Here is a 26,753-nt window from a genome sequence, read left to right on the forward strand (position 1 = left end):
TCTTCGCCGGCACCGGCGTTCGCTATTTTGTTCGCCGCCGCCCCCACCGGCTCGATCATCACCCCTGTCACTCCGAGGAGCCGGCCGTGGAACCCGAATCCGCCGTCACCACCTGCTATCGCCATCCCGCGGTGGAGTCCCATGTCCGCTGCACCCGCTGCGAGCGGTACATCTGCCCGGACTGCATGCGGGAGGCGGCCGTGGGCCATCAGTGCCCGGAGTGTGTGCGGGAGGGAGCGCGGTCGGTACGGCAGGCCCGGACCGCGTTCGGCGGACGGATCACGGCCGTCCCCCTGGTGACGTACGTCCTCATCGGTCTCAACGTGCTCGCTTACGTCGGCGAGCTGGTGCGCCCGGCGATCGTGGACCGCTTCCAGATGCTGGGCGCCGGGCTCGACGGCCCGGACGGCGGCCACTACGTGTGGCAGGACCCCTACCCCTCCGACCTCCACGCCGTGGGTGTCGTCGACGGCGAGTGGTACCGCCTGCTGACCGGTGCGTTCCTCCATCTGCCGCCCACCGAGGGCACGTTCGGGATCCTGCACATCGTGATGAACATGGTGTCGCTGTGGAACATCGGGCGGGTGGTGGAGGTCCAGCTCGGCCGTCTGCGCTACGCCGTCCTCTATCTGCTGTCCGCGCTCGGCGGCTCGGTCCTCGTCCTGCTGGTCGCGCCCGGCACCCCCACGCTCGGCGCCTCCGGCGCGATCTTCGGGCTCGGCGCCGCGTACTACGTGATGGCCCGCCGCCTCGGCGCCGACATGGCCCAGGTCAACCGTTTCATGGCGGGCCTGCTGCTGTGGCTGGTGATGTCGGCGTGGCTGACGTCCTGGCAGGGCCACCTCGGCGGCCTGCTCGCCGGAGCCGCAGTCACTTTCGCCTACGCGTACGCCCCCCGGGACGGCCGTCGCGCCCTGGTGCAGGCGGGAGCATGTGCCGTACTGCTGGTGGTACTCCTGGTGTCCGCCTGGGCCAAGGTCGCCGAACTGACGGGAGCGCAGTGAAAGGTGCCCGCCTGCTGCTCTTCGCGGCCGTCCCCGTGGTCGTCACGGCGTCGGTCTACCTCCTCGCGCCCGAGGACACCGGCGCGGGAGGGGCGGGCCCCGACCTCTCCAAGGCCTACCGCTCCCAGGCGGCCCAGGACGCCAAGGGCGCGCAGGGTGCCAAAGCCTGGGCCGAGCGCTCCGAGGGATCAAGGCGTGCGGAGGACGAAGCGGTCATCGCCGACCTCCCGCCGGGCCTGACCGACCCCGCCAAGAAGGAGCTCGCCCAGCAGCTCGTGGCCAGCGCCGAGAACTCCACCCTCGACTGGCGCAGCGCCTACGCCTACATCGAGGACATCGGCGACGGCCAGGGTTACACGGCCGGCATCATCGGCTTCTGCACCGGCACCAACGACCTGCTCACCCTCGTCGAGGGCTACACGAAGGCCCACCCCGGCAACGGTCTCGCGAAGTACCTCCCCGCGCTGCGCGCGGTCGACGGCACGGACTCCCACGAGGGCCTGGACCCGGGTTTCACGGCCGCCTGGAAGGCGGAGGCCCGGGTCCCGGCCTTCCAGAAGGCCCAGGACACGGCACGTGACCGCGTGTACTTCGACCCCGCGGTGCGCCTCGCCGAACTCGACGGCCTCGGCGCCCTCGGCCAGTTCGTCTACTACGACGCGATGGTCTTCCACGGCCCCGGCACAAACGCCACCAGCTTCTACGGCCTGCGCGAACGCGCCCTGCGGAAGTCCGACAGCCCGACCGAGGGCGGCTCGGAGAAGGCCTACCTGAATACCTTCCTCGACATCCGCGAGGACGCCATGCGCGCAAAGCACCCGGGCATCGACACCTCCCGCGTGGACACCGCGCAACGACGCTTCCTGAACGACGGGAACCTGGCCCTGCGGACACCGCTGGAGTGGCAGGTGTACGGGGAGACGTTCAAGGTGCCGTAGGAGAACATGCGACGGCGCCTGCCCTTTGGTCCGGTCGGGGACGTGGAGGGCAGGCGCCATCAGCGTTCCGTACGCCGTTGTACGGGACGTCTATTCGGGTGGGATCACACCATGAGCGAGCGGTCCGTCGGCCGGATCGGCGCGGGCAGTTCACTCGCACCGGTCAGGAAGCGGTCGCAGCCGCGGGCGGCCGAGCGGCCCTCCGCGATCGCCCACACGATGAGCGACTGGCCGCGGCCCGCGTCACCGGCGACGAAGACACCCGGCACGTTGGTCTGGAAGTCGGCGTCGCGGGCGATGTTGCCGCGCTCGTCGAGCTCCAGGCCGAACTGGTCCACGAGACCGTTCTCGCGGTCCGTGCCCGTGAAGCCCATGGCCAGGGTCACCAGCTGGGCGGGGATCTTGCGCTCCGTGCCCGGCTTCGGGGTCAGCTTGCCGTCGATGAACTCGACCTCGGTGAGGTGCAGCCACTGGACGTTGCCGTCCTCGTCGCCCTCGAAGTGGGTCGTCGAGACGGAGTAGACCCGCTCGCCGCCCTCCTCGTGCGCGGACGTGACCTTGTAGAGCATCGGGAAGGTCGGCCACGGCTGGTGCGGGGCACGGTCCTCGCCCGGCCTCGGCATGATCTCCAGCTGGGTGACCGAGGCCGCGCCCTGGCGGTGGGCGGTGCCCACGCAGTCGGCGCCGGTGTCGCCGCCGCCGATGACGATGACGTGCTTGCCCTCGGCCGTGATGGGGGGCGCCACGTAGTCGCCCTCCTGCACCTTGTTGGCCAGCGGCAAGTACTCCATGGCCTGGTGGATGCCCTTGAGCTCGCGGCCGGGGACCGGCAGGTCACGGGCGGTCGTGGCACCGGCGGCGATGACGATCGCGTCGTAGCGCTTCTTCAGGTCGGTCGCCCTGAGGTCGCGGCCGATCTCGATGCCGGTACGGAAGCGGGTGCCCTCCGCGCGCATCTGCTCGATACGGCGGTTGATGTGCCGCTTCTCCATCTTGAACTCGGGGATGCCGTACCGGAGGAGGCCTCCGATGCGGTCCGCGCGCTCGTAGACGGCGACGGTGTGTCCGGCCCGCGTGAGCTGCTGCGCGGCGGCGAGACCGGCGGGGCCCGACCCGATGACCGCGACGGTCTTGCCGGACAGGCGCTCGGGTGCCTGCGGCTCGACGTCACCGCTGTCCCACGCCTTGTCGATGATCGAGACCTCGACGTTCTTGATGGTCACGGCCGGCTGGTTGATGCCGAGCACACACGCCGACTCACAGGGCGCCGGGCACAGGCGACCGGTGAACTCCGGGAAGTTGTTGGTCGCGTGCAGACGCTCGGAGGCGGCGGACCAGTCCTCGCGGTAGGCGAAGTCGTTCCACTCGGGGATGAGGTTCCCGAGCGGACAGCCGTTGTGACAGAACGGGATGCCGCAGTCCATGCAGCGGCTGGCCTGCTTGCTGATGATCGGCAGCAGGGAGCCGGGGACGTAGACCTCGTTCCAGTCCTTCAGGCGCACGTCGACCGGGCGGGACTTGGCGACCTCACGGCCGTGGTTCAGGAAGCCCTTCGGGTCAGCCATTGATCGCCGCCTCCATCATCTTCTCGGTGATCTCGGACTCGGAGAGTCCCGCCTGCTCGGCGGCGTCCTTGGCGGCGAGCACTGCCTTGTACGTGCTGGGGATGATCTTGCTGAAGCGCTCGACGGCGGTGTCCCACTCGGCGAGCAGCTTCTCGGCGACCGTGGAGGCGGTCTCCTCCTGGTGGCGGCGCACCACGTCGTGCAGCCACTGCTTGTCGGCCTCGTCGAGCGCTTCGACGGCGTTCGCGTTGCCGACGTTGACGTTGTCCCGGTCGAGGTCGATCACATAGGCGACACCGCCGGACATGCCGGCCGCGAAGTTGCGGCCCGTCTCGCCGAGGACCACCGCGTGACCGCCGGTCATGTACTCGCAGCCGTGGTCGCCCACGCCCTCCGAGACCACCAGCGCACCGGAGTTGCGGACGCAGAAGCGCTCGCCGGAACGACCGCGCAGGAACAGCTCGCCGCCGGTCGCGCCGTAGGCGATGGTGTTGCCCGCGATCGTCGAGAACTCGGCGAGGTGGTCGGCACGCCGGTCCGGGCGGACGATGACGCGGCCACCGGAGAGGCCCTTGCCGACGTAGTCGTTGGCGTCGCCCTCCAGGCGCAGCGTGACACCGCGCGGCAGGAAGGCGCCGAAGGACTGGCCGGCGGAGCCCGTGAAGGTGATGTCGATGGTGTCGTCGGGCAGGCCCGCGCCACCGAACTTCTTCGTCACCTCGTGGCCGAGCATGGTGCCGACCGTGCGGTTGATGTTGCGGATGGCGACCTGGGCGCGCACCGGCTGGGCGTCGGTCGCCGAGTCGGCGGCCAGGGCGTCGGCGGCGAGCTTGATGAGCTCGTTGTCGAGCGCCTTCTCCAGGCCGTGGTCCTGCTCGATGACCTGGTGCAGCGCGGCGCCCTCGGGCAGTTCGGGCACGTAGAAGAGCGGAGCCAGGTCCAGGCCCTGCGCCTTCCAGTGGTTGACCGCGCGGGTCACGTCGAGCGCCTCGGCGTGACCGACGGCCTCCTCGATGGACCGGAAGCCCAGCTCGGCGAGGATCTCGCGGACCTCCTCGGCGATGAACTTGAAGAAGTTCACGACGTACTCGGCCTTGCCGGTGAACCGGTCGCGGAGCACCGGGTTCTGGGTGGCGATGCCGACCGGGCAGGTGTCCAGGTGGCAGACGCGCATCATGACGCAGCCGGAGACGACGAGCGGCGCGGTCGCGAAACCGAACTCCTCGGCGCCGAGCAGCGCGGCGATGACGACGTCACGGCCGGTCTTGAGCTGACCGTCGGTCTGCACGACGATCCGGTCGCGCAGGCCGTTGAGCAGCAGGGTCTGCTGGGTCTCGGCGAGACCGAGCTCCCAGGGTCCGCCCGCGTGCTTCAGGGAGGTCAGCGGGGAGGCACCGGTGCCACCGTCGTGACCGGAGATCAGGACGACGTCCGCGTGCGCCTTGGACACACCCGCCGCGACCGTGCCGACGCCGACCTCGGAGACCAGCTTGACGTGAATCCGCGCCTGCGGGTTCGCGTTCTTCAGGTCGTGGATCAGCTGGGCCAGGTCCTCGATGGAGTAGATGTCGTGGTGCGGCGGCGGGGAGATCAGGCCGACACCCGGGGTCGAGTGCCGGGTCTTGGCGACCCACGGGTAGACCTTGTGGCCGGGCAGCTGGCCGCCCTCGCCGGGCTTGGCGCCCTGGGCCATCTTGATCTGGATGTCGTCCGCGTTGACCAGGTACTCGGAGGTCACACCGAAGCGGCCGGAGGCGACCTGCTTGATCGAGGAGCGCCGCGCCGGGTCGTACAGCCGGTCCGCGTCCTCGCCGCCCTCACCGGTGTTGGACTTGCCGCCCAGCTGGTTCATGGCGATGGCGAGGGTCTCGTGCGCCTCCTTGGAGATGGAGCCGTACGACATGGCGCCGGTGGAGAAGCGCTTGACGATCTCGCTGACCGGCTCGACCTCGTCGACCGGGATCGGCTGCCGGTCGGAGGTGAAGCCGAACAGGCCGCGGAGCGTCATCAGGCGCTCGGACTGCTCGTTCACGCGGTCCGTGTACTTCTTGAAGATGTCGTAGCGGTTCGCGCGCGTCGAGTGCTGGAGGCGGAAGACCGTCTCCGGGTCGAACAGGTGCGGCTCACCCTCGCGGCGCCACTGGTACTCGCCGCCTATCTCGAGGGCGCGGTGCGCGGGCGCGATCCCGGAGGCGGGGTACGCCTTGGCGTGCCGGGCGGCGACCTCCTTGGCGATGACGTCGATGCCGACGCCGCCGATCTTGGAGGCCGTGCCGCTGAAGTACTTCTGGACGAAGCCCTCTTCGAGACCGACGGCCTCGAAGACCTGGGCGCCGCGGTAGGAGGCGACGGTCGAGATGCCCATCTTCGACATGACCTTCAGTACGCCCTTGCCCAGGGCGTAGATCAGGTTGCGGATGGCCTGCTCGGCCTCGATGTCCGACAGGAAGGTGCCCGCGCGGACCAGGTCCTCGACGGACTCCATGGCCAGGTACGGGTTCACGGCCGCGGCGCCGAAGCCGATCAGCAGGGCGACGTGGTGGACCTCGCGGACGTCACCGGCCTCGACCAGCAGGCCCACCTGGGTGCGCTGCTTGGTGCGGATGAGGTGGTGGTGGACGGCCGCGGTGAGCAGCAGCGACGGGATCGGCGCGTGCTCGGCGTCCGAGTGGCGGTCGGAGAGGACGATCAGCCGGGCGCCGTTGTCGATGGCGGCGTCGGCCTCGGCGCAGATCTCCTCGATGCGCGCGGCGAGGGAGTCGCCGCCGCCGGAGACCCGGTACAGGCCGGACAGGGTCGCGGCCTTGAAGCCGGGCATGTCGCCGTCGGCGTTGATGTGGATGAGCTTGGCCAGCTCGTCGTTGTCGATCACCGGGAAGGGCAGCACGACGGAGCGACAGGAGGCGGCGCTCGGGTCGAGCAGGTTGCCCTGCGGGCCGAGGGCCGAGCGCAGCGAGGTGACGAGCTCCTCGCGGATCGCGTCCAGCGGCGGGTTGGTGACCTGCGCGAACAGCTGGGTGAAGTAGTCGAAGAGCAGACGCGGGCGCTCGCTCAGCGCGGCGATCGGCGAGTCCGTACCCATCGAACCGATGGGCTCGGCACCGGCCTTGGCCATCGGCGCGAGGAGGACGCGGAGTTCTTCCTCGGTGTAGCCGAAGGTCTGCTGGCGGCGGGTGACCGAGGCGTGGGTGTGCACGATGTGCTCGCGCTCGGGCAGGTCGCCGAGCTCGATCTCGCCGGCCTCCAGCCACTCCGCGTACGGCTGCTCGGCGGCGAGGCCGGCCTTGATCTCGTCGTCCTCGATGATGCGGTGCTCGACGGTGTCGACGAGGAACATCCGGCCGGGCTGGAGACGGCCCTTGCGGACGACCTTGGCGGGGTCGATGTCGAGGACGCCGACCTCGGAGCCGAGGACGACGAGGCCGTCGTCGGTGACCCAGTAGCGGCCGGGGCGAAGGCCGTTGCGGTCGAGGACCGCGCCGACCTGCTTGCCGTCGGTGAAGGTGACACAGGCCGGGCCGTCCCAGGGCTCCATCAGGTTGGAGTGGAACTGGTAGAAGGCGCGGCGGACCGACTCCATGGAGTCGTGGTTCTCCCACGCCTCCGGGATCATCATCAGCACGGAGTGCGGCAGCGAACGGCCGCCCAGGTGCAGGAGTTCGAGCACCTCGTCGAAGGACGCCGAGTCGGAGGCGTCCGGCGTACAGATCGGGAAGACGCGCTCGAGGGCTTTGTCGTCGCCACCGAAGAGGTCGGAGACCAGCTGGGACTCGCGGGCCGCCATCCAGTTGCGGTTGCCCTTGACGGTGTTGATCTCACCGTTGTGCGCGACGAAGCGGTACGGGTGCGCGAGCGGCCACGACGGGAAGGTGTTCGTGGAGAACCGGGAGTGCACGAGCGCGATCGCGGAGGCGAAGCGGCGGTCGGACAGGTCCGGGAAGAAGGGCTCCAGCTGACCGGTGGTCAGCATGCCCTTGTAGACGATGGTCCGCGCGGACAGCGAGGGGAAGTAGACGTCGACCTCGCGCTCGGCGCGCTTGCGCAGCACGAAGGCCTTGCGGTCGAGGTCGATGCCCTCCGACGAGCCGTCGCCAACGAAGATCTGGTGGAACGCCGGCATCGTCGAGCGGGCGGTGGCGCCGAGCAGTTCCGGGGCGACCGGGACCTCGCGCCAGCCGAGGACAGTGAGGCCCTCCTCGGCGGCGATCGTCTCGATGCGCGAGACGGCGTCCTCGACGCCGTCCTCCGGCAGGAAGGCGATACCGACCGCGTACGCACCGGCCGCCGGCAGCTCGAAGCCGGTGACCTCACGGAAGAATGCGTCCGGAACCTGGGACAGGATGCCCGCGCCGTCACCCGAGTCGGGCTCGGAGCCGGTGGCACCGCGGTGCTCCAGGTTGCGCAGAACGGTGAGCGCCTGCTCGACCAGCGCATGGCTCGCCTCGCCGGTGAGGGTGGCCACGAAGCCGACGCCACAGGCGTCGCGCTCGTTGCGGGGGTCGTACATACCCTGCGCAGCAGGGCGAGCATCCATGAACGACCACTTCTGGCCACTCGTGGAGTGCTGGGACGGCTGGCGCGGCGTACGCATCGGCTCTCCCGTCGTCGTCAATTGGCATATTCAGCTTGCCGAGGGACGACGTTGGCCCTCTGCGTAAGTGCAAAATTTCGTGCAGGTTACATGATGGAGCGGATCTCGGGAACCGGATACTCCGTTCCAACATGCGGACGCCACGGCGTGCGAGGGGGGTGTCGCACACGTGGCTTGAAGTATGTGGGGACCGAGCCGGACCGATCGGTCAGATCGTCGTCCGTCGGCCCAGGGGCGGTGAAGGCGTCGTCGCCGACCCCGCGGGTGCGCCGCAAGCGTCATTGCCCGCAGCGCTTACGGCTCATGCCCATTGGTTAAGCATTCGAAACCAGCGAGTAACGGCTACTTATGCGGCCCATCGCATAAGTAGCAGCCGATCTATCCTACGGCCGTTCCGAACAAACTGCCCAGGGCGTACGTCACACCGGCCGCCGCACCTCCCAGAGCGAGCTGCCGGAGTCCGCTGTACCACCAGGTCCGCGCGGTCACCCTGGCCACGACGGCACCGCACGCGAACAGTCCCACAAGAGCGAGCAGCAGGGCGGGCCACAGGACGGTCGCCCCGAGCAGATACGGCAGTACGGGCAGCAGGGCGCCCAGGGCGAAGGACCCGAAGCTGGACACGGCGGCGACGAGCGGCGAGGGCAGGTCACTCGGGTCGATCCCGAGCTCCTCACGGGCATGGATCTCCAGGGCCTGCTCGGGATCCTTCGACAACTGCCGCGCGACCTCGCGCGCCAGCTCGGGTTCGACACCACGCCCCTCGTACAGGGCCGCGAGTTCGGCCTCCTCGTCCTGGGGATGCTTCCGCAGCTCCCGGCGCTCCACGTCCAGCTCGGCCTCGACGAGCTCGCGCTGCGAGGCGACGGAGGTGTACTCACCGGCGGCCATGGAGAAGGCACCGGCCGCGAGCCCCGCGAGTCCGGTGATCACGATGGTGTGCTGACCGACGGCCCCACCGGCGACTCCGGTCATCAGCGCGAGGTTGGAGACCAGTCCGTCCATGGCACCGAAGACGGCGGGCCTGAGCCAGCCGCCGTTCACGTCCCGGTGCGTGTGGTTGTCCCGGTGCGCCTCGTGCAGTGGCGCCTCGATGTCGATGATGGCCATTCCGGTCCCCCAGGGAAGCTAAGCCAAAGCTAACTTTGGACACATTCTAATTCTTAACAACGCTCACAGTACGACGGCTCATTCCCGTCCGCCAGCAAGGAAAGGCTCGGCTAACCTGCGGCTTTACCTTCGAATGCGCAGACGATCGGATCACCGCTCAGCTGTCGACCGGGTGATGCTGAGGCTTCGGAGGCTCAGGTCAACCGCCGATGGTGGGACACATGCGCAAAGGGTTCCGCGCCCCATGTGGAACCCCCTCTGGGAGAGGCCGCGTATGGCATCGATCGCCTGCATTCCCTCGGTCCCGGCGCCCGAGGGCGCCGCCGAACTCCGCGAGCGGGCCCGCGGCGCCCTGCTGGGCCTGGCGGTCGGGGACGCCCTGGGGGCCCCCGCCGAGAACATGAAGCCGTCGGAGATCCGCGCCCGCTGGGGCCGTATCGAGGGCTATGTGCTGGACGAGCCGGCCGGTACGGACGACACGGAGTACACGATCTTCTCCGGCCTGCTGCTCGCCCGGCACGGCTCGGCCCTCACGCCGTCCCATGTGGAGGCGGCCTGGCACGAGTGGATCGCGGACCGGGACGAGGGCCCGTTCCGGGGCGCGGGCTTCAGCGAGCGCGGCACGCTGGAGAACCTGCGCCGCGGCCTGGCGGCCCCGATCTCGGCCCAGCACCGCCACGCCTGGAGTGACGGCCTGGCCATGCGGGCGGCCCCTTTCGGCGTCTTCGCGGCGGGCCGTCCCGCTGAGGCGGCCCGTCTGGTGGCGATCGACGGCTCGGTGAGCCACGACGGCGAGGGCATCTACGGCGGGCAGGCGGTGGCGGCGGGAGTGGCGGCGGCGATGGCGGGCGCACCCACCGTCGTGGTCGTCGCGTCCGCGCTGGCGGTGATCCCGGACGACAGCTGGACGGCCCGGTCACTGCGCCGAGCCGTGGCCGTGGCACACCGGGGCGAGAGGGCGGTCCGCTCCGCGGTGGTGATCGGCGGCTACCCGTGGACCGACCTGGCCCCCGAGGCGGTGGCCCTGGCCTTCGGCGCGTACGCGGCGGCCGACGGCGACTTCCGCGAGGCGGTCCTGACGGCGGTGAACATGGGGAGGGACGCGGACACGACGGCGGCGGTGGCGGGGGCCCTGGCGGGAGCGACGAGGGGAGCGTCGGCGATCCCGGCCGACTGGGCGTCGGCGATCGGCCCGGCGAGCGGCACCTGCCTCCCCTCCATGGCGGGCCATCACGTACTGGACGTGGCGGAGCTGCTGGTGCCGGGCGAGGACAAGAAGTGGGCCACGACCGGCCTCACCCGGCACCCATGGCCGGCCGCGAACCCGGCCGCCTTCACCCTGGCGGCGGACGGCAACCCGGGAGTGGCCCGATGAGGCGGCCGGGCCCCTCGACGGAGACACCGGGCCCCACCCCCACCCGAATCACCCCCACCACAACAGCCCCACCGACCGCTTCCGACACCACGACCCGACCGACCACGTCCGACACCACAGCCCGAGCGACCAGGTCCGACGCCACGGCCCGACCGACCACGTCCGACACCACCGCCGCCCGACCGACCACCTCCGACACCCGGGCCCGACCGACCACCTCCGACGCCACGACCCGACCGACCACCTCCGACGCCACGACCCGACCGACCACGTCCGGCGCCGCCCCACCAACCACCACCGGCCCGGCCACCCGATCGAACGCCTACAGCACCACGACCGCGGCAACCACCTGCAGCGCCACAGCCCCGCCACCCACCACGGACGCCACCACCCAACCGATCACCCACAGCACTACGACCGCGCCAACCACCTACAGCACCACAGCCCCGCCACCCACCACCGACCCCGCGGCGCACACGGCGCCCACGGCGAAGCCGCACCAACCCGCCGCGCCCACGCCGAAGCCACACCAACCCGCGCCCGCCGACGGCGAGTTCGCCCCACAGGGGCCACCCGCAGCCGACCACGAAAGCCGCGCGGGTGGTGCGGGTGGGAAAACGAAGGCCGAAGGCGAAGCCGAGGCCGGACAGCGAGTCCAGGGCCTCCTCCTCGGCCTCGCCGCAGGCGACGCCGCCGGCTGGCCCGCCGCCCGCCACAGAGCCGCCCGCATGCCCGACTGGACCCGCCGCCTCACCCGCGAGCTCGACACCTTCGCCGAACAGAACGCCACCACCACCCTCCCCGTCCCCATCGCCCTCAACCAACCCCCCGAACCCCTCCGCCTCGGCCCCTCCGACGACGCCGAATGGGCGGCCTTCACCGCGGAAGCCCTCCTCAGGGCAGGCGCCGGCACGACCCTCGGCGACCTGACCGGAGACCGCCGTACAAGAGCCGCCATCGACGCCACCTGGAACGCCCTCGCCGCCGAAGTGGCCGCCGCGGCACATCGCGCCCCCGAGATCGAGTCCGCCGTCCTCCCCCTGCGCGCCCGTATCTCCGTAAGAGCGGGGCTCGGCAACCTCGCCACCGGACTGCGCCCACCCGCCACCGGCCACGACAACCCGCACTACTTCGACGACGCGGCCTGCATCAGGGCCTGTGTCCTCGCCGTCGCCCACCCCGGCAACCCCCGACTCGCCGCGGACCTGGCCGAGTTCGACGCCCGCTACACCCAGGACGGAGACGGCGTACACGGCGCACGGGCGATGGCCGCGGCCGTCTCCCTCGCCCTGATCGGCACCCCCGTCGAGGCCTGCGTGGCGGCCGCCCTCACCGAACTCCCCGAGGAGACGGAGATCGGCCGCAACGCCCGCCACGCCCTGCACCTCGCCCGGTCCGCCGACACCGCCTTCGCCCTGATCCCCGCCCTGGAACACGAAATCGTCGACCACGTCTACAGCTACGGCATCGCGGCCGCCGAAACCGTCCCCGTGGCCCTGGCGCTGGCCGGCGCCGCACAGGGCCGTATCGCCGAGGCGATCCCCGCCGCGGCCTGCCTCTCCCGGGTCGCCGACTCGGCCCCCGCCCTGGTGGGCGCGCTGACCGGGGCACTGGGCGGCGCCGGCGCGATCCCCGCCACCTGGCGCAACACCTGCCGGACACTCTCCGGCTGCGCCCTCCCCCGCCTCACCGGCACGGACCTCGTGGAACTCGCCGAACTCCTGGAAGCCGCACAACCGCCCCTCCCAGGAGGATGATTCCGGGCATGACGCCCAAAAACTCAGAAATCGGCCTTGAGGACCGGATCACCGGAGCCCTCGTGGGCGCGGCGGTGGGCGACGCCCTCGGCGGCCCCGTCGAGGGCTACTCCCCCGACCAGATCCTCGAACGTCACGCTGGCCGCGTCCACGGCATCGTCGGCCCCTGGAACGGCGACGCCTGGCGCACCGCCCGCCCCATCGCCCCGTACCACAAGGGCGACGGCCACATCACTGACGACACCTTGATGACCCACGCCCTGATCAGGGTCTACGACCGCGTCCGCGACCACCTCGACGCCTACGCGATCGCCGACCACCTGGTCCCCGACCTGATGACGAACCCGCGCTGGATCCCGGAGCTGGAGGCGGCGGCGCTCCCCCTCCAGCGGATCTTCCTCGCCGAGAAGTGGCTGGTCACGCGCCTCCACTACGGCCATGTCGACCCCCGGGAGGCAGGCGTCGGCAACATCGTCAACTGCGGCGCGGCGATGTACATGGCGCCCGTCGGCCTGGTCAACGCGGCGAACCCGCGAGCCGCCTACGCCGAGGCACTGGACGTCGCGGGCGCCCACCAGTCGTCGTACGGCCGCGAGGCGGCGGGAGTCTTCGCGGCGGCGGTCGCGGCGGCGGCGACACCGGGCGCGACACCGGACTCCGTGGTGACGACCTGTCTCTCGCTGGCGAAGGACGGCACCCGTACCGCGATCGAGCAGGTCTGCGAAGTGGCCACCCGCCACACGGACTTCGAGTCGGCACTGCTCCCGCTGCGGAAGGCGGTCGCGCCCTACGACACGGTCGGCCCCGACTACCGCGCCCCCTCCCTCGGCGCCCGCCGCCCCTCCCGCCTCCACGCGATCGAGGAACTCCCCATCGCCCTGGCCATGTTGCTCGTGGCCGCGGGCGACTACCGGCGCGCGGTCCTCGGCGCGGTGAACTACGGCAGGGACTGCGACTCGATCGCCACGATGGCCGGCGCCCTGGCCGGCGCCCTGGGCTCCCCGGTCCCGGACGACTGGTCCAAAACGGTCTCGGAGGCGAGCCGCCTGGACCTGTGGGAACCGGCGGCGACGCTGACGGCCGTGACCCGGGAGGTCTTCGAGCGGGACGTGACCCACCGCAGGACCCACGAGGCGGCCTTCGCGGACCTCGGAGGCCCGAGATGCTCCGACTGACCTGGGTCCAGCCGGAGGACCTGATCGGCCACGAACTCCGCCAGGCGGCCCAGGACGGCAGGGAGCCGTCGGCGATCGTGGCGAGGTGGAGAGCGGCGGGCGGCAAGGGGGCGCCGACACGAGCGGGCGCCTCCGCGGAGCCCGCGTCCAGGTACCTGCGGCAACTGGCGGAAGACCTGCTGGACGAACTGGCGGATCTCCCCAGCGCGTTGGCGGAACACGAACCCACCGACCTCGCGACGATCAAGGCCCGCTGCCGGGAGTGGCCGTCGCACACCCCCGCGGCACCCCCCGCGCAGGCCGGTCTGGAGGCGGCCTGGCTGGGCCGGGCGGCGGGCTGCCTCCTGGGCAAACCGGTGGAGAAGCTCCCCCTCGATGCCATCCGCCGACTCGCACGGTCAACCGGCAACTGGCCCCTCGACACGTACTTCACGGCCAAGGGCGTCCCGGCGGAACTCCTCGCCGCCCATCCCTGGAACCGCCGCTCGGCAACCACCTCCCTCGCCGAGAACATCGACGGCATGCCCGAGGACGACGACCTCAACTACCCCCTGCTGAACCTCCTGTTGCTGCAACGCCACGGCAGGCGGTTCACCACCACGGACGTGGCCGAACTCTGGCTGGCCGAACTCCCCGCCGGCCGCACCTTCACCGCCGAACGCATCGCCTACCGCAACCTCCTCCAGGGCCTGGAACCCCCGAGAACGGCCCGCCACCGCAACCCCTTCCGCGAGTGGATCGGCGCCCTCATCCGCGCGGACGTCCACGGCTGGACCAACCCCGGCGACCCGGCCGCCGCGGCCGAACAGGCCCACCGGGACGCCACCCTCACCCACACGGCGAACGGCGTCTACGCGGCGATGTTCACGGCAGCGGTGATCGCCCGGGCGACGACGACCCCCGACATCCACACCTGCCTGCGCACCGGCCTCACCGTGATCCCCCCGAACTCCCGCCTGGCGAGGGCGATCACCCACGCCGTCCGACTGGCCGAGCGGCACGAGGACTTCGACGAGGTCGTTGACGAACTCCACGCCACCCACGCGGCCACCCACCACTGGGTGCACTCGATCCCCAACACCGCGCTGATCACCGCCGCCCTCACCCACGCGAACGGCGACTTCACCGGCTCCGTCTGCAGAGCGGTCAGCGGCGGCTGGGACACCGACTCCAACGGCGCCACCACCGGCAGCATCGCCGCGCTCCTGGCCGGTGCCCCCGACCACCTCCCCGACCGCTGGACCACCCCCCTCAAGAACCGTCTGGCCACCTCCGTCGCCGACTTCAACGGCACCGGCTTCGACACCCTGGCCCACCTCACCCACCGGGAGGCTGCTCGCCCATGACCCACATCGCCGTGCTCGGCAGCACGAACATGGACCTGGTCACCTACGTCGACAAGGCACCCCGGCGCGGAGAAACCGTCACCGGCAGAGAGTTCCGTACGATCCCCGGCGGCAAGGGCGCCAACCAGGCGATCGCCGCGGCCCGCGCCGGCGCCACCGTCTCGATGATCGGCGCGGTCGGCAACGACGGCTTCGGCACCCGGCTGCGCTCCACCCTGGAGCACTCCGGCGTGACCACCGACCACCTGCGCACCCTCGACGGCCCCTCCGGCACCGCGCACATCGTGGTGGACGACGCGGGCGGCAACGCGATCGTCGTCATCCCCGGCGCGAACGGCGCCGTCGACCACCTCGTCCCCGGCGACGAGGGCCTGATCGCCTCCGCCGACGCCCTGCTCCTCCAACTGGAGACCCCCCTGTCGGCGGTCCTCGCGGGCGCGCAGACGGCCCGGTCCCACGGCGTCCGCACGATCCTCACGCCCGCCCCCGCCCGGCCCCTCCCGCCCGAACTCCTCGCCGCCACCGACCTGTTGGTGCCCAACGAGCACGAGGCGGCCACCCTCACCGGCCAGAGCGACCCGTTCGCCGCGGGCGCCGCCCTCCTGGACCGGGTCCCGCGCGTGGTGATCACCCTGGGCGCGGCGGGCAGCGTGTATCTGACCCGGGACGCCGAACCCCTCGCCGTCCCCGCCCCGCACGTCACCGCCGTGGACTCCACGGGTGCCGGTGACACCTTCGTGGGCGCCCTCGCCGTCGCCCTCGGCGAGGAACGGCCGATCCGGGAGGCGATGGCCTGGGCGGCCACGGCGGCCGCGCTCTCCGTCCAGCGGGAAGGCGCCTCGGCGTCGATGCCCTACCGATCCGAGATCGAGGCCCGGTACACGTCATGACACACGCACCTCTCACCGGCCTCCGCGTTCTCGACCTGGCCACCCTGTTCGCGGGCCCGATCGCGGCCACCATGCTCGGCGACTTCGGCGCGGAGGTCGTCAAGATCGAACACCCCACGAGGCCGGACCCCTCCCGTGGCCACGGACCCTCGAAGGACGGCATCGGCCTGTGGTGGAAGGTCCTGGGCCGCAACAAGCGCACGATCACGATCGACCTCTCCAAGCGGGGCGGTCGCGCCACCTTCCTCCGCCTGGCCGAAACGGCGGACGTGGTCATCGAGAACTTCCGCCCCGGCACCCTGGAGAAGTGGGACCTCGGCTGGCCGGAGCTCTCCGCCGTCAACCCGCGGCTGGTCCTCACCCGGGTCACCGGCTTCGGCCAGTTCGGCCCGTATGCCCACCGCCCCGGCTTCGGCACCCTCGCCGAGGCGATGAGCGGCTTCGCGGCGATCACCGGCGAACCGGACGCGCCCCCGGTCCTGCCGCCCTTCGGCCTGGCCGACTCCATCGCGGGCCTGGCCACGGCGTACGCGGTGATGACGGCGCTCGCGGCCCGCGACCGCACCGGCGAGGGCCAGGTCGTCGACATGGCGATCATCGAACCGATCCTGACGGTCCTCGGTCCGCAGCCGACCTGGTACGACCAGCTCGGCCTCGTCCAGGAGCGCACCGGCAACCGATCCGCCAACAACGCCCCGCGCAACACCTACCGCACGGCGGACGGCACCTGGGTCGCCGTCTCCACCTCGGCCCAGTCGATCGCGGAGCGCGTGATGCGCCTGGTGGGCCGCCCGGAGCTGATCGACGAGCCATGGTTCGCGACCGGCGCCCAGCGCGCCGCCCACGCCGACGTCCTCGACGCGGCGGTCGGCTCCTGGATCGCCGAACGCACCCGCGCCGACGTCCTCGCGGCCTTCGAGAAGGCGGAGGCCGCGGTCGCCCCGATCCAGGACATCCGGGACGTGATGGCCGACCCGCAGTACCAGGCGCTCGACACCGTCACCACGGTCGACGATCCCGACCTCGGCCCCCTGCGCATGCAGAACGTCCTCTTCCGGCTCTCCTCGACCCCCGGCGCGATCCGCTGGGCGGGCCGCCCGCACGGCGCGGACACGGACGAGATCCTGACGGAACTGGGCCTGACCGAGGCCGAGTTGACGGCCCTGCGCACGGAGGGTGCGCTGTGAGACCGCACCCGCTCACCTGGCTCTACGTCCCCGGCGACCGCCCGGAGACCGTCACCAAGGCCCTGGCCTCCGGCGCCGATGTCGTGGTCGTCGACCTGGAGGACGCGGTGGCCCCCGAACGCAAGCGGTACGCCCGCGAGGCGACGGCCGAACGTCTCGCCGACCCGCAGCCGATCCCGGTGCACGTCCGGGTGAACGCCCTGGACAATCCCCTGGCGGCGGCTGACCTGGCAGCGATCGCCGCCCTCCCGGGCATCTCCGGCCTACGGCTGCCCAAGGTCACCGCTCCCGACCAGATCACCCACGTCGCACAGACGACGGCCTGGGCCGAAGGAGGCGCCCCGCCCCTGTACGCCCTCCTGGAGTCGGCCCTGGGCATCGAGCGTGCCTACGCCATCGCCACCGCGCACCCGGGTCTGCGCGGCATCGCCCTCGGTGAGGCAGACCTGCGAGCCGACCTCGGCGTACGACACGACGGGGGCCTGGACTGGTCCCGCTCGCGAGTGATCGTGGCGGCAAGAGCGGCGTCCCTCCCTCCCCCGCCCCAGTCGGTCCACCCCGACACCCAGGACCTGGCGGGCCTCGAAGCGTCCTGCGCCCACGGCCGCGCCCTGGGCTTTCTGGGCCGGGCAGCCGTGCACCCCCGCCAGCTCCCGGTGATCGAGCGCGTCTATCTCCCCACGGCGGAGGAGATCGAGCAGGCGGAGACGGTCCTCAAGGCGGCGGAGGCCCACCGGGGCGCCCAGGCCCTCCCGAACGGCACCTTCATCGACGCGGCGGTGGTGACCCAGGCCCACCGCACGCTCTCCCTCGCCCACCGCCGCTGACATACGGCGAGGGCGCCCCGACAACTCGGGGCGCCCTCGTCGACGTACAACGGACCGTCAGCTCTTCTTCGCCGACCCGGCCTCGTCGCTCACCTCACGGGAGTCGGCCTCGGTCTCGCCGGAGTCGGCCTCGGCTTTCTCTGCCTTCTCTTCCTTCTCCGCACCGTGGGCCTTCTCGGCCTCTTCGGCCTCACCGTCGGCGGCGTCGGCACCCGGCTCGACCACTTCCTCGCGGCCGGGCCGCTTCTTCGCCGACAGCACGAAGTACGTCACCGCGAGCACGAACACGATGATCGCGGTCCAGACGTTGAGCCGGACCCCGAGGATGTGGTGGGCGTCGTCGATGCGCATGTACTCGATCCAGCCGCGCCCCGTGCAGTACGCGGCGACGTACAGCGCGAAGGCCCGTCCGTGTCCCAGCTTGAAGCGGCGGTCGGCCCAGATGACGAGGAGCGCGACGCCGACGCACCACAGCGACTCGTACAGGAACGTCGGGTGGTAGTAGCCCGGCACCCGGCCGTCCGTGGAGGACGTGATGTGCAGGGCCCACGGCAGGTCGGTCGGCTTGCCGTACAGCTCCTGGTTGAACCAGTTGCCCCAGCGGCCGATCGCCTGCGCGAGGGCGATACCGGGGGCGAGGGCGTCGGCCCAGGCGGGCAGTGGGATGCCCCGGCGCCGGCAGCCGATCCACGCGCCCAACCCGCCGAGCGCGATCGCACCCCAGATACCGAGGCCGCCCTCCCAGATCTTGAAGGCGTCCACCCAGTCACGGCCCTCGCTGAAGTACAGCTCGTAGTCCGTGATCACGTGGTAGAGGCGGCCGCCGAGCAGTCCGAACGGCACGGCCCAGACCGCGATGTCGGCCACCGTGCCGACCCGCCCGCCGCGGGCGATCCAGCGCTTGTTGCCGAGCCAGACGGCAACGAAGACACCGATGATGATGCAGAACGCATAGCCACGCAGCGGGATGGGACCGAGGTGAATCACCCCGCGCGACGGGCTGGGAATGTAGGCAAGTTCCATGGCAGGGTCGACGCTACCCTGCCGGGCCGGGCCGACGGCAGGCGGCCCGGCAACGGGTGGATAACAGGCGGGTGAGAGAACCCGCCCGCCGGCTTGCTCCCTGTCAGCCGCTCCTTCACCCCTTGGCGGCGGCCTCCACCTGCTGCTTCAGCTTCGCCGGCGTCATCGTCCGGTCCTGGTAGATGTTCTTGCCGTCGAGCAGCACGGTCGGGGTGCCGGAGAATCCGCCGTTGCGGAAGGCGGCCGCGGACTTGTCCACCCAGGTGTTGTGGGTGCCCTTCTCGACACAGCTGCGGAAGGCGGGGGTGTCGAGCCCGTCGACCTTCTTCGCCAGTTCGAGGAGTTTGCCGTTCTCGGCGTAGTCGTCGCTGGTCTCCTCGGGCTGGTTCTCGTAGAGCACGTCGTGGTACGCCGGGAACTTCCCGGCGTCCTGGGCGCAGGCCGCGGCATTGGCCGCGTTGCGGGAGCCGGTGCCGCCCATGTTGCCGTCGATGATCGTCGCCAGGTGGTACTCGACCTTGAGCTTGCCGGACCCGGTGAGCTCGTGGATCGCCGGCCGGTACGCCGCCTCGAAGGCCTTGCAGGCCGGGCAGCGGAAGTCCTCCCAGACGACCAGCGTCGACTTCGCGCCCTCCTTGCCGACCGGGACGGCGAGGCTGTCCTGGCCGTTGGCCCCCGAGGGCGCCACGACCGGGCCCGAGGCCTTGTCCTTGCCGGAGTTCGCCGCGATGACACCGATCACCGCCGCGAGACCCAGGACGCACACCACGCTCGCGCCCACGATCAGCACCCGGCGCCGCCTGTCCGCGGTCTTCTGCTTCGCGCGCTCCTCCGCCAGCCGCTCCCGGGCGGTGCGCTTTCCCTCACGGTTCTTCTCGCTCACACCCGCAGAACGAACCGGGGAGGCGCACCGCGCCTCCCCGGTCCCAGGACCACTCCTTCGAGTGACCGAATATCTCATTACGCGATGACGGGCCGCGCCGCGGTCACGCCTGTCGGCGCACGCCCTTCGCCAGCTCGCCCGCGAGTGCGCGGACGCCCTCCACCCCGGCCCTGTCGTCCGGCGCGTCGAGCATCCGCTTCACGAAGGCCGAGCCGACGATCACGCCGTCGGCGAAGCCGGCCACCTCGGCGGCCTGCGTGGCGTTGGAGACGCCGAGCCCGACGCAGACCGGCAGGTCGGCACCCGCGGCCCGGGTCCGTTCGACCAGGTCCTGGGCCTGCGCCCCGACCGACTCACGGGTACCCGTGACGCCCATCAGCGAGGCGGCGTAGACGAAGCCGCTGCCGGCCGCGGTGATCTCCGCGAGTCGCGCGTCCTTGCTGCTGGGCGCGACCACGAAGACCGTGGCGAGCGCGTGCTTCTGCGCGTGCTCCCGCCACAGCGCCGACTCCTGCACCGGCAGGTCGGGCAGGATGCAGCCCGCGCCGCCGGCCTCGGCGAGCTCGGCCGTGAAGCGCTCCACGCCGTAGCGGTCGATGGGGTTCCAGTACGTCATCACGAGCACCGGCTTCCCGGTGGCCTCGTGGGTCTCCTTGACCGTGCGCATGACGTCCGCGATCTTGACGCCGCCGCGCAGGGCGATGTCGTCGGCGGTCTGGATGACGGGGCCGTCGAGGACGGGGTCGCTGTGCGGCAGACCCACCTCGACGACGTCGGCACCGCCGTCGAACGCGGCCTTGATCGCCTCGATCCCGCCGTCCACGGTCGGGAACCCGGCCGGGAGGTAGGCGATGAGCGCGGCGCGGCCCTCGGCCCTGGCGGCGGCGAGGGTGTCCGACAGCAGCTGAATGTTCCCGCTCACTTGGCGTCCCCCTCGATCTCGGCGGTGTCGGCGTCCTGGTCGGCGGCGACCTGGGCGTCGGTGTCGTACAGGTCGAAGTAGCGGGCGGCCGTGTCCATGTCCTTGTCACCGCGGCCGGACAGGTTGACCACGATCAGTCCGTCCTTGCCGAGCTCCCTGCCGACCTCCAGGGCACCGGCCAGCGCGTGGGCGCTCTCGATGGCCGGGATGATGCCCTCGGTGCGCGACAGCAGGCGCAGGGCCTGCATCGCCGCGTCGTCGGTGACCGCGCGGTACTCGCCGCGGCCGCTGTCCTTGAGGTAGGAGTGCTCGGGGCCGATGCCCGGGTAGTCCAGACCGGCGGAGATGGAGTACGGCTCGGTGATCTGGCCCTCCTCGTCCTGGAGGACGTAGGAGCGGGAGCCGTGCAGGATGCCGGGCTCGCCCGCGGTGAGGGTCGCCGCGTGTTCGCCGGTCTCCACACCGTGCCCGGCGGGCTCGCACCCGATGAGGCGTACGCCGGTGTCTGGGATGAAGGCGTGGAACAGGCCGATGGCGTTCGAGCCGCCGCCGACGCAGGCGATGGCCGCGTCGGGAAGACGGCCGGCGCGCTCCAGGAGCTGGCGGCGGGTCTCGACGCCGATCACGCGGTGGAAGTCGCGGACCATGGCCGGGAAGGGGTGCGGTCCCGCGACGGTGCCGAACAGGTAGTGCGTGTGGTCGACGTTGGCGACCCAGTCGCGGAAAGCCTCGTTGATCGCGTCCTTGAGCGTGCGGCTGCCGGACTTCACGGCGATGACCTCGGCGCCGAGCATGCGCATCCGGGCCACGTTGAGGGCCTGGCGCCGGGTGTCGATCTCGCCCATGTAGATGGTGCACTCGAGGCCGAACAGCGCGCAGGCGGTGGCCGTGGCGACGCCGTGCTGACCGGCGCCCGTCTCGGCGATCACCCGGGTCTTGCCCATGCGCCTGGTGAGCAGGGCCTGACCGAGAACGTTGTTGATCTTGTGGGAGCCGGTGTGGTTGAGGTCTTCCCGCTTCAGGAAGATCCGGGCGCCGCCCGCCTCCGCGGCGAAACGGCGGACCTCGGTGAGCGAACTCGGGCGGCCGGTGTAGTTGACCAGCAGGTCGTCGAGCTCACGGGCGAACTCGGGGTCGTGCTTGGCCTTGTCGTACTCGACGGCGACCTCGTCCACGGCGGCGACGAGGGCCTCCGGGATGAACTTGCCGCCGAACGCGCCGAAGTAGCCTTCGGGGCTGGGGATCTGACCCTCGGGGTCGGGGATGAAGAACTCGCTGGGCATGCGGAAACCTCACGGTGAGTTTGTGGGAAAACACTAATCGCCGTGGGGCGGGGGGTTGTCAGTTGACTGCGGGCCCGTGGGGGCTGGTCGCGCAGTTCCCCGCGCCCCTGAAGGCCTGCTGCCATCGCCGCCCGTTTACCTGCCCAGGTTCGTCACCGATGACGTAACGGACCCTACGGCCGTGTACCCGGCGAGCCGGGGCCCGGCAGCCCCTCGGACGGCAGCCGCGCGCGAGGCGGGCGTGCCGGTCCATGGGGGTCAGGGTGAGTGTCATCGGGGTCAGCCTATCGGGCGATCAGCCGCGGCCGTGCCGCAGTGCCGGGTGCTCGCCGGCCGCCACCAGGTCGGAGACCGCCGTCTTGGGGTCCTTGCCGGTGACCAGGGACTCGCCCACCAGGACCGCGTCGGCGCCGGCGTTGGCGTACGCGATCAGGTCGTGCGGGCCGCGGACGCCGGACTCGGCGATCTTGACGAGGTGGGCGGGGATCTCGGGGGCGACGCGTTCGAAGGTGCCGCGGTCGACCTCGAGGGTCTTGAGGTTACGCGCGTTGACGCCGATGATCTTCGCGCCGGCGTCCACCGCGCGCTCGACCTCGTCCTCGTCGTGGACCTCGACGAGCGGGGTGAGCCCGATGGACTCGGCGCGCTCGATGAGGGACTCCAGGGCGGGCTGCTCCAGGGCCGCGACGATGAGCAGCACGAGGTCGGCACCGTAGGCCCGGGCCTCCCAGAGCTGGTACGACGTGACGATGAAGTCCTTGCGCAGGACCGGGATGTCCACGCGCGCGCGGACGGCCTCCAGGTCGGCCAGCGAGCCGCCGAAGCGGCGCTGTTCGGTGAGGACGGAGATGACGGCCGCGCCGCCCGCCTCGTAGTCCGCGGCCAGGCCCGCCGGGTCGGCGATCGCGGCCAGCGCGCCCTTGGAGGGGCTGGAGCGCTTGACCTCGCAGATGACCTTGACGCCGTCGCCACGCAGGGCGGCCACGCCGTCCTTGGCCGCGGGAGCCTTCGCCGCGCGCTCCTTGAGCTCGTCGAGGCTGACGCGCGCCTGCCGTTCCGCGAGGTCGGCACGGACTCCGTCGATGATCTCGTCGAGCACACTCACGCGAGCGGCCCCCTTCCAGGCGGTCGGTCCGGCGACTGATGAAAACAAGTGGTCACTGCGATGGTATCCGCAGGAGGGCGTAGGCCTCGCATCCGGTTGACGCCGCACCCTCCCCCACCCTCGAACAAGCTTCGCATGCTCGGGCGGGAGGTGCCCCCATACTGGACGTTCGCCAGTTGATCAAGGATGAAGCCCGCCACCGAACGGCAGGTTCCGGACAACCGTGAAGACCAGCAGCAATGTGCCCAGTGTCCACAGGTGCACCGGCCCGAGCGCGAGCCGCAGCGGTCGGCCGCGTGCCGCACGGACCACCCAGACGGTCCACAGCACGGCGAAGCCCAGATAGCCCACAACGGCCATCGCGTTGTCCTGGAGGGCGGCCAGGAAGTCACCGTGGATGAACGCGTGCGCGCTGCGCAGACCGCCGCAGCCGGGGCAGTAGAGGCCGGTGATCCGGTAGAGCGGACAGACGGGATAGTGGCCGGGCTGGTTGGGGTCCACGGTCCCCACGTACGCGAAGGCCCCGGCGACGGCCGCCAGGATTCCGCCCGGGACGGCGAGCCCGCTGAGTCGGGGTGCGCGCTGGGTGTCGGCGTTCACGCCTCGCATTGTGCCCTGCGGGACCCCACGCACGCGCGAGGGGCGGCCCCCGCGCTCCCGCCGGGCCGCCCCTCCACGAGGTGCTGTGCGTGTCAGCTCTTGGCCTCGGCCGTCTCACCCTGCTGCGAGGTGGCGAGCGGCTTGTGGGTGTCCTTGGGCATGCCCATCCCCATCGCGCTCATGATCCAGCCGACGACACCACCGATGACCACGATCGCCATACCGGCCCAGAAGCCCGCCGGCTGGGCCATCACCATGAAGGCGCCCGCGACGCAGAAACCGATGAAGGCGATAGTGACACCGGTCCAGGCGGCCGGGGTGTGACCGTGGCTGCTGCCCGCCATTGCTTGCTCCTAGGTGCTGAAGTACGTGTCTGAGCCGGACGCTCGAAGTCATTGTCCCGCACGCGAGGGCACGAGGTGATCCGGGGTCGCGCTTTGCGGGCGACCGCTATGCCCCCGTCGGATCCTCTCCCCGGTCGAGGGCCTTCCAGATGTCCTCGGGCCGGTCAGGGTCCACGACGGCGGCCTTACGACGCACCCGTGGCGCCCCGTCCCGCTCGTAGCGCCCGGACATCGCGGGCCACAGCCGTCCGTACCGCAGGGCGAGCAGCCCGGCGAGCAGGATCAGCGCACCCCCGACCACCGCGACGTACGGCCAGGCGGTGTGGGAGAGAGCGGCGACCGTCGCCGAGGTGTCGCCGGAGGCCTGGGCCGCCTGCTCGTCCAGCGCGGACGAGTCACTCGCCCCGAACAGCGCCGCGGCGACGATCCCCGCGCCGGAGAGCGCGAGCAGCGCGGCGACCAGGAAGCGCCCGGCCTTGCGGACGGCGAAGACGGCGACGAGCGCGGCCAGGCCCACTATGGCCAGGGCGGCGGGGACGCCGGTGACGTCACTGCCCTTGGCGGTCAGGGGAAAGGCGCCGCCTGCCACGGTCGCGGTGCCCTCTGACCACCGCTGACGGGTGGCCAGCAGCGCCACGGCGGCGCCGAGCGCGCCGCACAGCAGAGCGACAGCGAGACTCAGACGTCCGGCCCTGGCGGGTCCGGCGGCTTCGGAACGGGGGTGAGGTACAGCAGTCACGTACCCCACTATCACCCGAACCCCGGGCGAACGGGCACCCGGGGTTCCGTGAGAAGCGCCCCATTCCGCGGCGAAGGCCCCTACTTGCCGAGCCGGTTCGCCGTGTGGACCGCCCGCAGGACCGCCGCCGCCTTGTTGCGGCACTCCGTGTCCTCGGCGACCGGGTCGGAGTCGGCGACGATGCCGGCGCCGGCCTGGACGTAGGCGGTGCCGCCGCGGAGGAGGGCCGTACGGATCGCGATCGCGGTGTCGGAGTCGCCCGCGAAGTCGAGGTAGCCGACGCAGCCGCCGTACAACCCGCGCCGGGAGGGCTCGAGTTCGTCGATGATCTGCATCGCGCGGGGCTTGGGGGCGCCGGAGAGGGTGCCCGCGGGGAAGCAGGCGGTCAGGACGTCGAAGGCGGTGCGGCCCTGCGCGACCTTGCCGGTGACCGTGGAGACGATGTGCATCACGTGGGAGTAGCGCTCGACGGACATGAAGTCGACGACCTCGACGGAGCCCGGCTCGCAGACGCGCCCCAGGTCGTTGCGGCCGAGGTCCACCAGCATCAGGTGCTCGGCGCGCTCCTTCGGGTCGGCGAGCAGCTCGTCGGCGAGGGCCTGGTCCTCCTGCGGAGTCGCCCCGCGCCACCGGGTGCCGGCGATGGGGTGCACCATGGCGTGCCCGTCCTCGACCTTGACCAGGGCCTCGGGGGACGAGCCGACGACGTCGAAACCGTCGAAGCGGAACAGGTACATGTACGGGGACGGGTTGGTCGCCCGCAGGACGCGGTAGACGTCCAACGCGCTTGCCGTGCACGGCGTCTCGAAGCGCTGGGAGGGGACGACCTGGAAGGCCTCCCCGGCCCGGATGCGCTCCTTGATGTCCTCGACGGCCTCCTGGAAGTCGGGGCCGCCCCAGAGCGCGGTGTACTCGGGCAGCTCGGAGGGCGGCAGGACGGCCGGGGGCTGGGCCACCGCGCGGGACAGGTCCGCCTCCATCGCGTCCAGGCGGGCCACCGCGTCCGCGTGGGCCTCGTCCACGCCGGTGTCGAGGTCGTTGTGGTTGATCGCGTTGGCGATCAGCAGGACCGAGCCCTCCCAGTGGTCCATGACGGCGAGGTCGCTGGTCAGGAGCATGGTCAGCTCGGGGAGCTTCAGGTCGTCGCGCTCGCCGGGGCCGATCTTCTCCAGGCGGCGGACGATGTCGTAGCCGAGGTAGCCGACCATGCCGCCGGTGAAGGGCGGCAGGCCCTCCTGGTGCGGGGTGTGCAGGGCCTCGATGGTGGCGCGCAGGGCGGCGAGCGGGTCGCCGTCGACGGGGACGCCGACCGGTGGGGTGCCGAGCCAGTGGGCCTGGCCGTCGCGTGCCGTCAGGGTCGCGGCCGAGCGCACGCCCACGAAGGAGTAGCGGGACCAGGAGCGGCCGTTCTCCGCGGACTCCAGCAGGAAGGTGCCGGGGCGCTCGGCGGCGAGCTTGCGGTAGAGGGCGACCGGGGTGTCGCCGTCGGCCAGGAGCTTGCGCGTGACGGGGATGACACGGCGGTCGGTGGCCAGCTTGCGGAAGGTCTCGAGGTCCATGGCGGCTGACCTTACTGATCCGAGGCGGCGGTACCGGAATCAGCGCCGTCCTTGAGGAGCACGTCCGCGTCGAAGCAGGTGCGCGCGCCGGTGTGGCAGGCGGCGCCGATCTGGTCGACCTTGACCAGCACGGTGTCGGCGTCGCAGTCCAGGGCGACGGACTTGACCCACTGGAAGTGGCCGGAGGTGTCGCCCTTGACCCAGTACTCCCGGCGGCTGCGCGACCAGTAGGTGCAGCGGCCGGTGGTCAGCGTGCGGTGCAGTGCCTCGTCGTCCATCCAGCCGAGCATGAGCACCTCACCGGTGTCGTACTGCTGGGCGATGGCGGGGACGAGCCCGTCGGCGCTGCGCTTGAGACGCGCGGCGATCTCCGGGTCGAGGTGACTGGATGGAGCACTGTGGCGCGAAGCGCCTCGATGAGGGGCGGTGGCCGGGCGACGGGCGGGCGGGGGCGTGCTGGTCATGGTTGCCATTGTGCCGCGCGCCACCGACAAGCCCGGGGCCCTGTCCACTGGGCGGACCCGTCGGGC

Annotated in this window: 23 protein-coding genes; 9 read left to right on the forward strand and 14 right to left on the reverse strand. The window is 71.4% G+C overall.

What is annotated here, in order from left to right; translation table 11 throughout:
- The first annotated feature begins 86 nt into the window (after window positions 1–86).
- Window positions 87–1,004, forward strand: coding sequence for a rhomboid family intramembrane serine protease (locus tag BFN33_RS29280; RefSeq protein ID WP_069763147.1), 918 nt, complete (start codon window positions 87–89; stop codon window positions 1,002–1,004).
- A complete protein-coding gene (locus BFN33_RS29285) occupies window positions 1,001–1,942 on the forward strand; it encodes a chitosanase (RefSeq protein ID WP_069763148.1) in 942 nt (313 codons plus the stop codon). Before BFN33_RS29280 ends, BFN33_RS29285 begins: the two co-directional genes overlap by 4 nt.
- Window positions 1,943–2,046: 104 nt before the next feature.
- Here BFN33_RS29285 and BFN33_RS29290 read toward each other — a convergent pair whose 3' ends face one another.
- From BFN33_RS29290 to BFN33_RS29300, 3 genes are all read right to left on the reverse strand, one after another.
- The gene (locus BFN33_RS29290) at window positions 2,047–3,507 is read right to left on the reverse strand and encodes a glutamate synthase subunit beta (protein WP_069763149.1); all 1,461 of its coding nucleotides are present in this window, start codon (window positions 3,505–3,507) and stop codon (window positions 2,047–2,049) included.
- Window positions 3,500–8,098 (reverse strand): glutamate synthase large subunit, encoded by a 4,599-nt coding sequence (gene gltB, locus BFN33_RS29295; RefSeq protein ID WP_079141058.1) that lies wholly within the window; start codon window positions 8,096–8,098, stop codon window positions 3,500–3,502. The genes BFN33_RS29290 and gltB overlap by 8 nt, the downstream gene beginning before the upstream one ends.
- Window positions 8,099–8,476: 378 nt before the next feature.
- Window positions 8,477–9,208 (reverse strand): VIT1/CCC1 transporter family protein, encoded by a 732-nt coding sequence (locus BFN33_RS29300; protein ID WP_069763150.1) that lies wholly within the window; start codon window positions 9,206–9,208, stop codon window positions 8,477–8,479.
- Window positions 9,209–9,482: 274 nt separating this feature from the next.
- Here BFN33_RS29300 and BFN33_RS29305 point away from each other — a divergent pair, with 274 nt between their 5' ends.
- From BFN33_RS29305 to BFN33_RS29335, 7 genes are all read left to right on the forward strand, one after another.
- Entirely contained in the window at window positions 9,483–10,583 is a 1,101-nt protein-coding gene (locus tag BFN33_RS29305) for an ADP-ribosylglycohydrolase family protein (protein ID WP_069763151.1), read from the forward strand.
- Between the two features lie 398 nt (window positions 10,584–10,981).
- Window positions 10,982–12,340, forward strand: a complete 1,359-nt coding sequence (locus BFN33_RS29310) for an ADP-ribosylglycohydrolase family protein (RefSeq protein WP_079141075.1) — start codon at window positions 10,982–10,984, stop codon at window positions 12,338–12,340.
- Window positions 12,341–12,348: 8 nt separating this feature from the next.
- The gene (locus BFN33_RS29315) at window positions 12,349–13,515 is read left to right on the forward strand and encodes an ADP-ribosylglycohydrolase family protein (RefSeq protein ID WP_069763152.1); all 1,167 of its coding nucleotides are present in this window, start codon (window positions 12,349–12,351) and stop codon (window positions 13,513–13,515) included.
- Window positions 13,503–14,861: an ADP-ribosylglycohydrolase family protein gene (locus BFN33_RS29320; RefSeq protein ID WP_069763153.1), complete on the forward strand. Its 1,359-nt coding sequence runs from the start codon at window positions 13,503–13,505 to the stop codon at window positions 14,859–14,861. Before BFN33_RS29315 ends, BFN33_RS29320 begins: the two co-directional genes overlap by 13 nt.
- Window positions 14,858–15,751 (forward strand): ribokinase, encoded by an 894-nt coding sequence (gene rbsK / locus BFN33_RS29325; RefSeq protein ID WP_069763154.1) that lies wholly within the window; start codon window positions 14,858–14,860, stop codon window positions 15,749–15,751. Before BFN33_RS29320 ends, rbsK begins: the two co-directional genes overlap by 4 nt.
- Entirely contained in the window at window positions 15,748–16,938 is a 1,191-nt protein-coding gene (locus BFN33_RS29330) for a CaiB/BaiF CoA-transferase family protein (RefSeq protein WP_069763155.1), read from the forward strand. The genes rbsK and BFN33_RS29330 overlap by 4 nt, the downstream gene beginning before the upstream one ends.
- On the forward strand, window positions 16,935–17,765 hold the full coding sequence (locus BFN33_RS29335) for a CoA ester lyase (protein ID WP_069763156.1): 831 nt from the start codon (window positions 16,935–16,937) through the stop codon (window positions 17,763–17,765). Before BFN33_RS29330 ends, BFN33_RS29335 begins: the two co-directional genes overlap by 4 nt.
- Before the next feature lie 57 nt (window positions 17,766–17,822).
- On the opposite strand, the gene lgt is transcribed toward BFN33_RS29335, so the two are convergent.
- The 11 genes from lgt to hisI all read right to left on the reverse strand — a co-directional run bounded on the left by lgt (window position 17,823) and on the right by hisI (window position 26,687).
- Complete coding sequence (gene lgt, locus BFN33_RS29340) at window positions 17,823–18,788, reverse strand: prolipoprotein diacylglyceryl transferase (protein WP_069763157.1); 966 nt, start codon at window positions 18,786–18,788, stop codon at window positions 17,823–17,825.
- 115 nt (window positions 18,789–18,903) lie between these two features.
- Window positions 18,904–19,671 carry a thioredoxin domain-containing protein gene (locus BFN33_RS29345; RefSeq protein WP_069763158.1) on the reverse strand — a complete coding sequence of 256 codons (768 nt, stop codon included), beginning with the start codon at window positions 19,669–19,671 and terminating at the stop codon, window positions 18,904–18,906.
- A 103-nt stretch (window positions 19,672–19,774) separates the two neighbouring features.
- On the reverse strand, window positions 19,775–20,593 hold the full coding sequence (trpA, locus tag BFN33_RS29350) for a tryptophan synthase subunit alpha (protein ID WP_069763159.1): 819 nt from the start codon (window positions 20,591–20,593) through the stop codon (window positions 19,775–19,777).
- On the reverse strand, window positions 20,590–21,876 hold the full coding sequence (gene trpB, locus BFN33_RS29355) for a tryptophan synthase subunit beta (protein WP_069763160.1): 1,287 nt from the start codon (window positions 21,874–21,876) through the stop codon (window positions 20,590–20,592). Before trpB ends, trpA begins: the two co-directional genes overlap by 4 nt.
- A gap of 58 nt (window positions 21,877–21,934) precedes the next feature.
- Window positions 21,935–22,150, reverse strand: a complete 216-nt coding sequence (gene trpM, locus BFN33_RS55610) for a tryptophan biosynthesis modulator TrpM (RefSeq protein ID WP_079141059.1) — start codon at window positions 22,148–22,150, stop codon at window positions 21,935–21,937.
- 21 nt (window positions 22,151–22,171) lie between these two features.
- A complete protein-coding gene (gene trpC, locus BFN33_RS29360; protein WP_057618470.1) occupies window positions 22,172–22,981 on the reverse strand; it encodes an indole-3-glycerol phosphate synthase TrpC in 810 nt (269 codons plus the stop codon).
- Between the two features lie 180 nt (window positions 22,982–23,161).
- Complete coding sequence (locus BFN33_RS29365) at window positions 23,162–23,590, reverse strand: DUF2752 domain-containing protein (RefSeq protein WP_069763161.1); 429 nt, start codon at window positions 23,588–23,590, stop codon at window positions 23,162–23,164.
- Window positions 23,591–23,673: 83 nt separating this feature from the next.
- Entirely contained in the window at window positions 23,674–23,925 is a 252-nt protein-coding gene (locus BFN33_RS29370; RefSeq protein ID WP_069763162.1) for an HGxxPAAW family protein, read from the reverse strand.
- A gap of 106 nt (window positions 23,926–24,031) precedes the next feature.
- Entirely contained in the window at window positions 24,032–24,673 is a 642-nt protein-coding gene (locus BFN33_RS29375) for a TIGR02234 family membrane protein (RefSeq protein WP_069763163.1), read from the reverse strand.
- A gap of 71 nt (window positions 24,674–24,744) precedes the next feature.
- Window positions 24,745–26,223 carry an anthranilate synthase component I gene (locus BFN33_RS29380; protein ID WP_069763164.1) on the reverse strand — a complete coding sequence of 493 codons (1,479 nt, stop codon included), beginning with the start codon at window positions 26,221–26,223 and terminating at the stop codon, window positions 24,745–24,747.
- 11 nt (window positions 26,224–26,234) lie between these two features.
- On the reverse strand, window positions 26,235–26,687 hold the full coding sequence (gene hisI, locus BFN33_RS29385; protein WP_079141060.1) for a phosphoribosyl-AMP cyclohydrolase: 453 nt from the start codon (window positions 26,685–26,687) through the stop codon (window positions 26,235–26,237).
- Between the last annotated feature and the right edge of the window lie 66 nt (window positions 26,688–26,753).

The organism is Streptomyces sp. LUP47B (genome assembly GCF_001746295.1).
Lineage (GTDB): Bacteria > Actinomycetota > Actinomycetes > Streptomycetales > Streptomycetaceae > Streptomyces.